Here is a 13,426-nt window from a genome sequence, read left to right as displayed (position 1 = left end):
GCGGCTACCCTCGTGGGAGCGGTGCGCGGATCCGGGCGTACCGGCCGAAAATGCCGAGCGAGGCGAGGAAGAGTATGAAGGCGACCCCCCTGCTGGGCTGGTACCGGGCCCTGGCCATTGCGACCGGTGTGGCACTGCTGGTGTTCTGCGGCTTCATGGTCGCGAAGTACGGCTTCAGCACGGCCGAGGACGTGACCACCTACGTCGCGATGCTGCACGGCTACCTGTACATCGGGTACTTCGTGGTGACCTTCCTGCTCGGGCAGAAGCTGAAGTGGCCGCTCGGCCGACTGGTGCTGACCCTGGCGGCGGGCTGCATCCCGTTCCTCTCCTTCGTCTTCGAGCGCAAGGTGGCCGGCGAGGCCGCCGCGAAGCTGGCGGCGGGCACCGGCGCCCGCCAGCCGGCCGGCGTCTGAACCGGGAGCCCGCACGAGGGCCCCTCCCCCGGTCGGCGGTTTCTAGGGGCCCTCGGCGTTTCGCGGGGTGGGCCCTCGGTGCTCGTGGGCCTCGGCCGTTCGCGAGGCCCTCGGCGTTCGTGGGCCACCGGGGCGGTTTCCCGGTCTTTCGCGGCCGTCATCCGTCGACAAGTACTAGGACGTCCGAGTAAATTAGTAGGACGTCCTAATAGCTGTGCCGCCCCGTCGCCGTGGCGGCCGTACGGAGCGGAGTTCGGGCCATGGACGCCGAGGAGATCGAGCGCGGACGGCAGCGCTGGCAGCAGCGGTACGACAAGGCCCGCCGGCGGGACGCGGACTTCACCACGCTCTCCGGCGACGAGGTCGAGCCGGTCTACGGCCCGCCCGCCGGGCAGGCCTACGAGGGCTTCGAGCGGATCGGCTGGCCGGGCGAGTACCCGTACACCCGCGGCCTGCACCCGACCGGCTACCGGGGCCGCACCTGGACCATCCGCCAGTTCGCAGGCTTCGGCAACGCGCAGCAGACCAACGAGCGCTACCGGATGATCCTGGACGCGGGCGGCGGCGGCCTCTCGGTCGCCTTCGACATGCCCACCCTGATGGGCTACGACTCGGACGACCCCAAGTCGCTCGGCGAGGTCGGCCACTGCGGCGTGGCCATCGACTCGGCCGCCGACATGGAGGTGCTGTTCAAGGGCATCCCGCTCGGCGAGGTCACCACCTCGATGACGATCAGCGGCCCGGCCGTCCCGGTCTTCTGCATGTACCTGGTCGCCGCCGAGCGCCAGGGCGTCGACCCGGCGGTGCTCAACGGCACCCTGCAGACGGACATCTTCAAGGAGTACATCGCGCAGAAGGAGTGGCTCTTCGCCCCCGAGCCGCACCTGCGTCTGATCGGCGACCTGATGGCCTACTGCGCCGAGGGCATCCCCGCGTACAAGCCGCTGTCCGTCTCCGGGTACCACATCCGCGAGGCCGGGGCGACGGCCGCGCAGGAGCTGGCGTACACCCTCGCGGACGGCTTCGGCTACGTCGAGCTGGGCCTGTCCCGGGGCCTGGACGTGGACGTCTTCGCGCCCGGCCTGTCCTTCTTCTTCGACGCGCACCTGGACTTCTTCGAGGAGATCGCCAAGTTCCGCGCCGCGCGCCGGATCTGGGCCCGCTGGATGCGCGACCGCTTCGGCGCGAAGACCGACAAGGCGCAGTGGCTGCGGTTCCACACCCAGACCGCCGGCGTCTCGCTCACCGCGCAGCAGCCGTACAACAACGTGGTCCGCACCGCCGTCGAGGCGCTGGCCGCGGTGCTCGGCGGCACCAACTCGCTGCACACCAACGCCCTGGACGAGACCCTGGCGCTGCCCTCCGAGCAGGCCGCCGAGATCGCCCTGCGCACCCAGCAGGTGCTGATGGAGGAGACCGGCGTCGCCAACGTGGCCGACCCGCTGGGCGGTTCCTGGTACGTCGAGGCGCTGACCGACCGGATCGAGCAGCAGGCCGAGGCGATCTTCCAGCGGATCCTGGACAAGGGCCGCGAGGACCACGAGATCGGCCCGATCACCTCCGGCATCCTGCGCGGCATCGAGGAGGGCTGGTTCACCGGCGAGATCGCCGAGGCGGCTTTCCAGTACCAGCAGTCGGTGGAGAAGGGCGACAAGCGCGTGGTCGGCGTCAACTGCCACCCGGGCAGCGTCACCAAGGAGCTGGAGATCCTGCGGGTCAGCCACGAGGTCGAGCGCGAGCAGGTGCGCGTGCTGGGCGAGCGCAAGGCGGCCCGGGACGAGGCGGCCGTGCGGGCCGGGCTGGACGCCATGCTGGCGGCGGCGCGCTCCGGCGAGTCGATGATCCCGCCGATGCTGGACGCGGTGCGCGCCGAGGCGACGCTGGGCGAGATCTGCAACGCGCTGCGGTCGGAGTGGGGGACGTACCAGGAGAACGCGACGTTCTGACCGCGCTCACCGCCCCGAGCGCCCCGACCGCCTGGAGCACCTGGAGCGCCCCGGGCGCCCGGAGGTGAGTGGGCGAGGGGGCGAGCGGACGAGCCGCAGCCGCCCGTACGGAGTCGTCCGTACGGGCGGCTGCGTCGTGTTCTCAGCAGGTGGTGAGCGGTCCCAGCAGCAGGTCGGTGAAGCGGCGGGTCCAGTCGGGGGTGATCGGCTCGCCGCTGACCAGGACGCGGTGTTCGACGGTGCCCGCGATGGTGTCGAAGATGATGTCGACCTCCTCGCGGGCGGACTCGGCGTCGGTGTCCGCCTCGAGTTCGCCGCGCGCCTGTGCGGCCGCCCGGCCCTGGCGGACCAGCCGCTTCTGCGGGTCCACGATGGCCTCGCGGATCCGGCGGTGCAGCTGCCGGTCGCGGATGCCCTCGGCGAACAGCGCGAGCAGCGAGGCCTGGGTCTCGGGGCGGGCCAGCAGGTCGGCGAACTGGGCCACCACGGCCTCGATGTCGGCCCGCAGGCTGCCGAGGTCGGGCATCACCAGGTCGTCGAAGAGGGTGGCGACGGCGTCGACCACGAGCTCGTTCTTGGACGGCCAGCGGCGGTAGAGGGTGGTCTTGGCGACTCCGGCCCGGCTCGCCACGTGGCCCATGGTCATTCCGCCCCAGCCGAGTTCGGCGAGGGCCTCGCGGGTGGCGTCGAGGATCGCGCGGTCGGCGGCGGCACTGCGCGGGCGGCCCTTGGCGCGGGCGGCGCCGGCGGCCTCGGGGGCCGGGCTCGCCGGGGCCGTGCACGGGGGGACCGTGCTCTCCGGGCTCGGGTGGGGCTGGGGGGCCGGCACCGGGCCTCCTTGCGCTTTACTGGTAAGTAACTTGGGCGGGGCTGGTAACGGTAGCGACTGTTGGCCGATTCGGGCAGCCGGGCCACCCGGGAAAGTGGGGCAGCTCACGTCCCCGAACCGTCGGTGGGGCTTGCGGCCGGGGCACCGGATCCAGTTACGCTACGACTCGTAGCGAAAGAGTAGGAAGGCCAGTGACAACCAGGCGCCGCAACCGTGGGACGGGAGCGGCGCGGGCGCGGGTGGGGATCCGCGCCGAACGGTCCAGGCTACCGGGGGACGGGTACGACGCCCGGGAACCCGCGCCGCGCGGCCCGCGCGGAGCGACTTTCTCGGGGATGGTGCCCGCGAGCAGCGCGGACGGGGGAGGATAGTGCCATGCAGCCACGGAATTCGCGTCCCAACAGCTCCGCCCTGCGCGGCGCGGTCGACCTCGCCGCAGTGAAGGCGGCCGGCGAGGCCGCTCAGAAGGCCGAGCAGGCCAGGGCCGAGCGGGCCCGCCAGACGGCCGCCGCCGAAGCGGCCGGTGTCGCCCCCGCCCAGCCCGCGCACCCGCTCGTCATCGACGTCACCGAGGACACCTTCGAGACCGAGGTCGTCCAGCGCTCCACCGAGGTGCCGGTCGTCATCGACTTCTGGGCCGAGTGGTGCGGCCCCTGCAAGCAGCTCAGCCCGGTCCTGGAGGACCTGGCCGAGGAGTACGCCGGCCGCTTCGTGCTCGCCAAGATCGACGTGGACTCCAACCAGCTGCTCGCCCAGCAGTTCGGCATCCAGGGCATCCCGGCCGTGATGGCCGTGGTGGCCGGCCAGCTGGTGCCGCTGTTCCAGGGCGCGGAGAGCGCCGCCAACATCCGCAAGGTGCTGGACCAGCTGATCCTGGTCGCCGAGCAGCGCTTCGGCGTGGCCGGCGGCGCGGCCGCCCCGGGCGAGGCCCCGGCCGCCGCCCCGCAGCGCCCCGAGGACCCGGCGCTGGCCGCCGCGCACGACGCGCTGGACGCCGGCGACCTGGGCGGCGCCATCCAGGCGTACAAGAACGTGCTGACCGAGGAGCCGGGCAACACCGAGGCCAAGCTGGGCCTGGCCCAGGCCGAGCTGCTGCAGCGGATCGAGGGCCTGGACCTGCAGGCCGTCCGGGCGGCGGCCGCCGCCGACCCGAAGAACGTCGGGATCCAGCTCCAGGCGGCCGACCTGGACCTGGTCGGCGGCCACGTCGAGGACGCCTTCGGGCGTCTGGTGGACACCGTCGGGCGGACGGCCGGCGAGGACCGGGACATCGCCCGGCTGCGCCTGCTGGAGCTGTTCGAGGTGATCGGGTCGGACGACCCGCGGGTCACCGCGGCTCGTACGGCGCTGGCGCGCGTGCTGTTCTGAGCCCGGTTCGGACGCCGCGCGCGTCCGGTTCGGGCCTGGTTCGGGCCTGATGTCGACCCGGGTCGGGCGCGGTTTCGGCCGCCGGCTGGCACGGTGGATGACCTGCGGTGTCGCCAGGTGATTTGCCGACAATCCGGTCAACCGGACAGAGGTTTACCAAATCTTGATTTCACCCGTGGGTGGTCACCGTACGTGACCACCCACGGGTGTTTCGTTAGTGTTTCCGGCAAATTTCGCCGTCACGTTTCCTTCAAGGCGTCACACACGGTGCAAATCGGGCTCAGTTCATGATCGACGCCGCTCAATGTTGCATTACCCGTCAGTAAGGCACCCCTTGTGCTTCGCCCGGGATTCAAGCAGCATCGGCGTCGCCCGGTCCCAGACTCCACACCCTCCGACAGTCCGTCGGTGACGCGGAGCGCGGGATCCCCACCGGGCGATCCGCCGACCCCGGTCGGCGGTAGGGAGGGCAGGGGGGTATCCGCGGTCCCACGGCGGTTCCTGTCCTTCGACCGGCCGCGCGGCCCTGCGCGGTCGCTGGTTGTCGCTCGGGGGTGATCGCCGATGTCGTCGGTCCTGCCCGCCGCCCCACAAGGTCGGCCGGCGCTTGGCCGGGAGGGCCGCTGTACGCGGGCCACTCCCGCGTCCGCCGACGCCCAAGGCGCTCTCCGCTACCGAGGACGTAGCTCTCTCCCATCCCAGGCCCCCACCGGCGCGGGACGCGCCGCCGGGGAGCCGGAGATGTACGTCCTAGAAGGAGGACTCGCATGTCCAAGACCTACGGCAAGACCCGCTGGAAGCGCTTCGCCCTGGTGATGGTGCCGAGCGTCGCGGCCACCGCGATGGTCGGCGTCTCGATCGCCAACAGCGCGCTCGCCGCCTCGTTCAGCATTTCCGGCCAGCAGTTCAAGGTCAGCACCGACCAGCTGCACGGCACCAACTTCGCCCAGTTCGGCTCGGTCGACATCGAGGCGAACGGCAAGCCGCACCCGGTCGCGGTCTCGGCCTTCGACCACGCCGACATCACCAACCTGTGCCAGTCGGTGGTGACCGACCTGTCCGCGTTCGGACTGGGCAAGATCACCCTGCAGCTGCACGCCGGCACCGAGGCGGGCAAGCCGGTTCAGGCCGACAACCTGCTGATCGACCTGGAGCAGCTGAAGGCGGACGCGACCTTCACCGACATCAACATCGGCCAGGACGCCTCCACCCTCTCCGGCTCGGCCACCCAGGGCTGGACCCCGCACCCGGGCGTCACCAAGGCGGGCGGCGGCGCCGGCCTGCCGACCGGTGCGGTCGGTTTCGCCCAGGCCGCCAAGAAGGCGGACCTGAGCGGCGTTCAGCAGGTCGCCCGGGCCACCTCGGCCGGAACGTTCAAGCTGAACGGCCTGAACCTCGCGCTGAAGAGCGGCGACGGCGCGGGCAACGAGTGCTTCTGAGCCTCGCCTGACGGCATGGCCGCCCGGCGCGCCTGACGGCGTGCCGGGCGCAGTGCCCGATCGACGGGTCCACCCGGAGCCGGGGGCGGCGGACCACCGCCGTCCCCCGGCCCACCCCCAATTGTTCGTCCCTCGTAGCGACATCGAGGAGCTGCACCATGTCCAGCGCAACGGTCGAACCCCGGACCGGCCACCAGAACCCGATCGGGTGGCTCTGGCGGCACTTCCGTGATTTCCGCCGCACCAGGCCCTTCTGGGGCGGCCTGCTGGCCATGATCGCCGGCGTCCCGATCCTCTACTTCCCGTACGCGCACCTGACGTTCGGTGGCCTGACCATCGCGATGTCCACCACGGCCGGCGCCGGATCGCTGATCATCGGCGTCCTGATGATCATCCTCGGTCTGACCGCCTGGTTCCAGCCCGCCGTGCGGGTCTTCAGCGGCATCGCCACCATCCTGCTGACCCTGGTCTCGATCCCGGTGTCCAACCTGGCAGGCTTCGGGCTGTCGCTGCTGCCGGGCCTGATCGGCGGCGGGCTGATGGTCTCCTGGGCGCCGATGCCGGAGCCGAAGGCCGATTCGGCGGCCAGGGGCGGACGTCGCCGGGCCAAGGGCGCCGACGTTGCTACGTCGGGTAACGCGGTGGCGGAGAGTGTCGCCACCGAGCAGGCCGTCGAGCAGGCCGTCGAGGCGCCCGCAGCGGCGCCCGCCGAGACCGTGGCGGAGACCGCCGCCGAGGCGCCCGCAGCGGCGCCCGCCGAGACCGTGGCGGAGACCGCCGCCGAGGCGCCCACCGCCCAACTGCCCGCCCAGGGCGCGCCGCAGGAGCCGGCCGCCGAGGCCGCCGAGCCGACCGCCAAGCCCACCGTCCCGAAGCAGACCGGCGCTGCCGATCCGGAGGGGGCGCGGTGACCGGCCCGGCCGAGCAAGCCGACGGTACGGCCGTCCCGGCGCAACGCTCAGGCCGGCACGCGGCCCCGCGCACGCCCGTACGGGTCCGGCTGAGAGGCCGCGCGCTGGCGATGGCCGCGGTGCCGACCGCGCTGCTGATGGCCGCCGCCTACACGCCCAACCCGGCGCTGGCCGAGTCCGCGGCGGGCAAGCCGTGCGGCAACGCGCCGGTCGCCGTGCCGGACGTCGCGCCGGTCGAGACGCCCGTCCCCAAGACCGAGCTGCCCGAGCCGCCGCCGGGCCCGACCACCGCGCCGACCACGGCACCGGGGACGCCCACCTCCGGTCCCTCGACCGGGCCGAGCTCGGTGCCGACCCAGGCCCCGACCCAGGCCCCCACTCACGCTCCGACCGCCGCGCCCACCTCGCCGGTCAAGCCGCCGTCCGCCGCGACGCCCGCCACCCAGCCGCCCGCCGCCCGCGCGGCCGCGCAGCCGCAGGCCGCGGCCGCCACCACAGACGCGGTCGCGCCGAGCACGGTCCAGCAGGGCGCCGGAAGCGGTCCGGGCCTGGCGACCCAGGCCGGGCTGATCGACGACATCGTCGGCGGCATCAACCACCTGCTGAACCCGAGCGCCTCGCCGAGCCCGAGTCCGACCCAGGCCCCCAAGCCCGGCACCACTCCGGCCCCGGCCACCACCCCGGCGCCGGCCACCACTCCGGCCCCGCGCGACGGCACCCCGGCCCAGCCCGCGCCCGTCCAGCCGCAGGCCCAGGGCGCCGCGTCGCCGGCAGCCCAGCCCTCGGGCGGCGCGCCCTCGCCGGCCGCGACGCCGAGCGGGAAGGCGAGCCCCAAGGCGACGCCCTCCACGGGCGCCTCGCCCTCAGCGGGCGCCTCCGGTACCGCCTCGCCGACCGCGGGCGCCACCGGCACCCCGTCCGCCTCGCCCACCGCCAACCCCAACTGCGCTGTGGACGCCCGGAGTCTGACCGCCGGCGCGGCCGCCGCGGGGCAGGTCGTCCCGGAGCAGAACTGGACGCTGCAGACCAGCCGGCTCGCCCTGCACGGCGCGGTCTTCCACGGCGTCTACGACGTGAAGACCCCGACGAGGACCAAGCGGGTGCTGAAGTTCGTCGTCGACAGCGTGGACATCGACGATCTCGACATGTCGACCCTGGAAAGCAACGGCGTGACCTTCCACGTCCAGGGCGCCAAGGGGTCCACCTCGACCATGCGCAACGGCCCGGTCACCATGTACGTGGAGCGGCTGTCCGGCCACCTCTCCAAGCTGCTCGGTCTGCCGATCCCGATCGACCTGGGCGAGATCACCCTCACCCCGGACACCCTGCCGCGCTGGCTGTACGACCTGATCGGCGCCATCCCGATCCCGCTGGACCTGGAGCTGACCGGCGTCACCGCCAAGCAGGCCGGCCAGTTCGGCGGCACCCTGCACATCCCGGGGATGCACTTGTTCAACGACAACGCGCCCTACAGCGACAAGTAGGAGCAGTGACAAGCAGGAACAGCGAGAAGTAGCCGACGCCGTAACGCCCGTGGGGCGGCCCTCCGCACAGGAGGACCGCCCCACGGGCGTTCTTGCGGCCTACGGCCCGACGCTCACTCGCCCCGGCTGCCCAGGTGGTGCACCTGCACCATGTTGGTGGTGCCCGGGATGCCGACCGGGACACCGGCGGTGACGATCACGGTCTCGCCCTCGGCGAGCCGGCCCAGCCGCAGCAGCTCACGGTCGACCTGGGCGACCATGGCGTCGGTGGTGGCGACCTGCTCGGTCACGTACGCCTCGACGCCCCAGCTCAGCGAGAGCTGGTTGCGGGTCGCGGAGTCGGGGGTGAACGCGATCACCGGGATCGGCGAGCGGTAGCGGGACAGCCGGCGCGCGGTGTCGCCGGACTTGGTGAACGCGACCAGGGCCTTGCCATCGAGGAAGTCGCCCAGCTCGCACGCGGCGCGGGCGACCGAGCCGCCCTGGGTGCGCGGCTTGCGGCCAGGGTTGAGCGGCTGCAGGCCCTGGGAGACCAGCTCCTCCTCGGCCTTCTCGCAGATCCGGCTCATGGTGCGGACGGTCTCGACCGGGTACTTGCCGACGCTGGACTCGGCAGAGAGCATGACCGCGTCGGTGCCGTCCAGGATGGCGTTGGCGACGTCGGAGACCTCGGCGCGGGTCGGGCGCGAGGCGTGGATCATCGACTCCATCATCTGGGTGGCGACGATGACCGGCTTGGCGTTGCGGCGGGCCAGCGTGACCAGCTGCTTCTGGACCAGCGGCACCCGCTCCAGCGGGTACTCCACGGCGAGGTCGCCGCGGGCGACCATGATGGCGTCGAAGGCGAGGACGATCTCCTCCATGGCCTCGACGGCCTGCGGCTTCTCGATCTTGGCGATGACCGGCACCCGGATGCCGACCTCGTCCATGACCTCGTGGACGTCCTTGATGTCGTCCGCGTTGCGGACGAAGGACAGGGCGACCATGTCGACGCCCAGGCGGAGCGCGAAGCGCAGGTCGTCCTTGTCCTTCTCGGACAGGGCGGGCACGTTCACGGCCGCGCCGGGCAGGTTGATGCCCTTGTTGTTCGAGAGCACGCCGCCCTCGACCACCACGGTCTTCACCCGCGGGCCGTCGACGCTGACGACCTCCAGGGCGATGACGCCGTCGTTGATCAGGATCGGGTCGCCGGGCTTCACGTCGCCGGGCAGGCCCTTGTAGGTGGTGCCGCAGATGTACTGGTCACCGGGGACGTCCTCGGTGGTGATGGTGAACTCGTCGCCGTTGTCGACGGTCACCGGGCCGTTGGCGAAGGTCGCCAGACGGATCTTCGGACCCTGGAGGTCGGCAAGGACGCCGATGGCCTTGCCGGTGTCCTCCGAGACCTGGCGGACCTTGCGGTACCGCTCCTCGTGGTCCGCGTGGTTGCCGTGGCTCATGTTCAGTCGGGCGACGTTCATGCCCGCTTCGACGATGGCCTTCAGCTGTTCGTAGGAGTCCGTCGCCGGACCCAGGGTGCAGACAATTTTCGCTCGGCGCATATCGATCAGTCTATCCGTTCGTGTTATGCGTGCATTCGGTGCGGACCGGGAGGAATCGCCAGCGAATCGTTTCGAGGAGTGAGACGATTTCGTGTCATTCCTCGGACTGTCGGTGTTCCCGGTACACCAGCGCGAAGGCCTGCCGGGCGATCTCCAGCTCCTCGTCGGTGGGCACCACGGCGACCGTCACCCGGGCGTACGCGGGCGAGATGATCCGGGCCTCGCCGGAGCGCACCGAGTTCAGCTCCGGGTCCACGGCGATGCCCAGTTCGTCCAGCCCCGCGGTGGCCGCGGCGCGCACCGGCGCCGCGTTCTCCCCGACGCCCGCGGTGAACGCGATCGCGTCCACCCGGCCGAGCACCGCGTAGTAGCCGCCGATGTACTTGCGCAGCCGGTGGATGTAGCTGTCGAAGGCGAGCTTCGCGTCCGCGTCGCCCTCGTCGGCGCGGCGCAGGATCTCGCGCATGTCGTTCTCGCCGCACAGGCCGCGCAGGCCGCTGCGGCGGTTGAGCAGGTCGTCGATCCCGTCGATCGACAGTCCGCCGACCCGGTGCAGGTGGAACACCACGCCGGCGTCGATGTCGCCCGAGCGGGTGCCCATGACCAGGCCCTCCAGCGGGGTGAGGCCCATCGAGGTGTCCACGCAGCGGCCGCCGCCGACCGCCGAGGCGGAGGCCCCGTTGCCCAGGTGCAGCACGATCACGTTGACCTCGGCCGGATCCTTGCCGAGCAGCCGGGCGGTGGCCCGCGAGACGTACTGGTGCGAGGTGCCGTGGAAGCCGTAGCGGCGCACCCGGTGCTGGTCGGCGACGTCCTTGTCGATCGCGTACCGGGCCGCGAACTCGGGCATCGAGGCGTGGAAGGCGGTGTCGAACACGGCCACCTGCGGCAGGTCGGGGCGCAGTGCCCGGGCCACCTCGATGCCGGTGATGTTGGCCGGGTTGTGCAGCGGCGCGACCGGGATCAGCCGGCGGATCTCCTTGAGCACCTCGTCGGTGATCACGGTCGGCTCGGTGAACCGCAGGCCGCCGTGCACCACCCGGTGGCCGATCGCGGCCAGTTCGGGGGAGTCCAGCCCGAGGCCGTCGGCGGCCAGTTCCTCGGCGACGGCCTTCAGCGCGGCGGCGTGGTCGGGGAAGACCTGCGCGGTCTCGCGCGCCTCGCCCCCGCGCGGGGTGTGCACCAGGCGGCCGGCGCCCTCGCCGATCCGCTCGACCAGCCCGGCGGCCAGCCGGGATCCGTCCAGCATGTCGATCAGCTGGTACTTCACCGACGAGGATCCGGCGTTCAGAACCAGAACGCGGGTGCCTTCACTCATGCGCCGGGCTCCTTGTGGTCCTGGGACTGGATGGCGGTGATCGCGACGGTGTTGACGATGTCCTCGACCAGCGCGCCGCGCGAGAGGTCGTTGACGGGCTTGCGCAGCCCCTGCAGCACCGGGCCGACCGCGACCGCGCCGGCCGAGCGCTGGACGGCCTTGTAGGTGTTGTTGCCGGTGTTGAGGTCCGGGAAGATCAGCACGGTCGCCCGCCCGGCCACCGGCGAGCCCGGCAGCTTGGTGGCCGCGACGTGCTCGTCCACCGCCGCGTCGTACTGGATCGGGCCCTCCACCAGGATGTCCGGCCGCAGCTCGCGGACGAGCTCGGTGGCCTTGCGCACCTTGTCGACGTCCGCGCCGGAGCCGGAGGTGCCGGTGGAGTACGAGAGCATCGCGACCCGCGGCTCCACCCCGAACTGGGCGGCGGTGGCGGCGGCCTGGATGGCGATGTCGGCCAGCTGCTGGGCGTCCGGGTCGGGGTTGACCGCGCAGTCGCCGTACACCAGCACCTTGTCGGCCAGGCACATGAAGAAGACGGAGGAGACGATCGAGGCGCCCGGCGAGGTCTTGATCACCTCGAAGGCGGGCCGGATGGTGGCCGCCGTGGAGTGCACCGCGCCGGACACCATGCCGTCCGCGATGCCCTCCTGGACCATCAGGGTGCCGAAGTAGGAGACGTCGGTGACCACGTCGAGGGCCAGCTCGACCGTCATGCCCTTGTGGGCCCGCAGCTTCGCGTACAGCTCGGCGAACTGGCGGCGCAGCGGGCTGGTGGCCGGGTCGACGATCCGCAGCTGCGCGCGGTCGGCGCCCGGCTCTCCCCCGGCCCGGCGGCCGGGAGGTGCCCCTGCCTCCGGCAGCTCGATGCCGAGCCCCGCGGCCTTGCGGCGCACCGCGTCCGGCTCGCCGAGCAGGGTGAGGTCGCAGATGTTGCGGCGCAGCAGGATCTCGGCGGCGCGGAGCACCCGCTCCTCGGTGCCCTCGGGCAGCACGACGTGCCGGCGGCCGGCCCGGGCGCGCTCCAGCAGCGCGTGCTCGAACATCATCGGGGTGACCCGCTCGGACCGGCCGACCTCGATCCGGTTGGTCAACTCGGCGGTGTCAACGTGCAGTTCGAACAGGCCGAGGGCGATCTCGGCCTTCCGGGGGCTGGCCGAGGTGAGCTTGCCCTCCAGGTGGGTCAGGGTGGCGGCGGTGGGCCAGCTGCCCTCGGGGACGACCGCGACCGGGGTGCCCGGGGCGAGCCGGGCGGCCAGCGCCAGCACGTTCGGGCCGGGGTGCTGGCCGAGCGTCAGCAGCACGCCGGCGATCGGCGGGGCGCCGGCGGCGTGCGCGGCCAGCGAGCCGATCACCAGGTCGGCACGGTCCCCTGGGGTGACGACCAGCGCGCCCTCGGTCAGCGCGTCCAGGAAGGTCGGCAGCATCGCGCCGCCGAAGACGTAGCCACGCACGTCCCGGGCCAGGCCGGCCGCGTCCCCGAGCAGCACCTCGGCGCCGGTCGCCTCGACCAGCTGGGCGACGGTCGGCGCGGCCAGCGCCGGCTCCTCCGGGATGACGTAGGCGGGGATCGGCAGCTTCTCGGTGAGCGTGCGCTGGATCCGCTGCTTGCCGCCCGGGGCGACCCGGTTGGCGATCATCGCCAGGGTCTCGCAGCCGAGGTCGGTGTACGCCCGGTGCGCGTTGCGCACCTCGGCGATCACGGCCTCCGGGTCCTCGGCGTGCCCGCCGACCACCGGCAGCACGGCGGCGCCGAACTCGTTGGCGAGGCGGGCGTTGAAGGCCAGCTCGTCCGGGATGTTGGTGTCGGCGAAGTCGGTGCCGAGGACCAGCACCGCCTGGCAGCGCCGCTCCATCGCGCGGAACCGGTCGACCAGGACGGAGACCAGTTCGTCCTGTCCCTGGGCGGCCTGCAGCGCGGCGGCCTCCTCGTAGGTGAGGCCGTACAGCTCGGCGCCGGGCCGGTCGATCCGGTAGCGGCCGCGCAGCAGCTCGACCACGTGGTCCGTGCCCGGCTGCCCGGGTGCGGCGGCGTGCACCAGCGGGCGGAAGACCCCGACCCGGTCCACCTGGCGGGTGAGCAGCTCCATGACCCCCAGTTCGACCGCCTGCCGGCCGTCCCCCCGGTCGATCCCGGTCACGTACACGCTGCGCGCCACGCGGATGTCTCCGTCCCG

The 13,426-nt window shown here is 72.5% G+C and carries 10 protein-coding genes; 6 read left to right on the top strand and 4 right to left on the bottom strand.

The annotated features are described in order from the left end of the window. Positions 1–74 precede the first annotated feature (74 nt). Together ACIBEC_RS05460 and ACIBEC_RS05455 are read left to right on the top strand one after the other, a co-directional pair. Positions 75–416: a DUF3817 domain-containing protein gene (locus ACIBEC_RS05460; protein WP_360498683.1), complete on the top strand. Its 342-nt coding sequence runs from the start codon at positions 75–77 to the stop codon at positions 414–416. Between the two features lie 260 nt (positions 417–676). Continuing rightward, positions 677–2,362, top strand: a complete 1,686-nt coding sequence (locus tag ACIBEC_RS05455) for a methylmalonyl-CoA mutase family protein (protein ID WP_360498685.1) — start codon at positions 677–679, stop codon at positions 2,360–2,362. A gap of 142 nt (positions 2,363–2,504) precedes the next feature. Here ACIBEC_RS05455 and ACIBEC_RS05450 read toward each other — a convergent pair whose 3' ends face one another. Continuing rightward, entirely contained in the window at positions 2,505–3,191 is a 687-nt protein-coding gene (locus ACIBEC_RS05450) for a TetR/AcrR family transcriptional regulator (protein ID WP_396287743.1), read from the bottom strand. A 375-nt stretch (positions 3,192–3,566) separates the two neighbouring features. Here ACIBEC_RS05450 and ACIBEC_RS05445 point away from each other — a divergent pair, with 375 nt between their 5' ends. From ACIBEC_RS05445 to ACIBEC_RS05430, 4 genes are all read left to right on the top strand, one after another. Beyond that, on the top strand, positions 3,567–4,559 hold the full coding sequence (locus ACIBEC_RS05445) for a tetratricopeptide repeat protein (protein ID WP_360498687.1): 993 nt from the start codon (positions 3,567–3,569) through the stop codon (positions 4,557–4,559). A 767-nt stretch (positions 4,560–5,326) separates the two neighbouring features. Further along, entirely contained in the window at positions 5,327–5,998 is a 672-nt protein-coding gene (locus ACIBEC_RS05440) for a DUF6230 family protein (protein WP_360498689.1), read from the top strand. 158 nt (positions 5,999–6,156) lie between these two features. Continuing rightward, positions 6,157–6,909, top strand: a complete 753-nt coding sequence (locus tag ACIBEC_RS05435; RefSeq protein ID WP_360498691.1) for a DUF6114 domain-containing protein — start codon at positions 6,157–6,159, stop codon at positions 6,907–6,909. Further along, the gene (locus ACIBEC_RS05430; RefSeq protein WP_360498692.1) at positions 6,906–8,393 is read left to right on the top strand and encodes a hypothetical protein; all 1,488 of its coding nucleotides are present in this window, start codon (positions 6,906–6,908) and stop codon (positions 8,391–8,393) included. Before ACIBEC_RS05435 ends, ACIBEC_RS05430 begins: the two co-directional genes overlap by 4 nt. A gap of 113 nt (positions 8,394–8,506) precedes the next feature. On the opposite strand, the gene pyk is transcribed toward ACIBEC_RS05430, so the two are convergent. The 3 genes from pyk to pta form a co-directional block, all read right to left on the bottom strand. Beyond that, positions 8,507–9,934 (bottom strand): pyruvate kinase, encoded by a 1,428-nt coding sequence (gene pyk / locus ACIBEC_RS05425; RefSeq protein WP_360498694.1) that lies wholly within the window; start codon positions 9,932–9,934, stop codon positions 8,507–8,509. Between the two features lie 94 nt (positions 9,935–10,028). Continuing rightward, positions 10,029–11,252 (bottom strand): acetate kinase, encoded by a 1,224-nt coding sequence (locus ACIBEC_RS05420; protein WP_360498696.1) that lies wholly within the window; start codon positions 11,250–11,252, stop codon positions 10,029–10,031. Then, positions 11,249–13,408, bottom strand: coding sequence for a phosphate acetyltransferase (gene pta / locus ACIBEC_RS05415; RefSeq protein ID WP_360498698.1), 2,160 nt, complete (start codon positions 13,406–13,408; stop codon positions 11,249–11,251). Before pta ends, ACIBEC_RS05420 begins: the two co-directional genes overlap by 4 nt. Between the last annotated feature and the right edge of the window lie 18 nt (positions 13,409–13,426).

Origin of the sequence: Kitasatospora sp. NPDC051164 (assembly GCF_044455625.1) — a bacterium.
Lineage (GTDB): Bacteria > Actinomycetota > Actinomycetes > Streptomycetales > Streptomycetaceae > Kitasatospora.
This window is presented reverse-complemented; position numbering and strand designations above follow the sequence as displayed.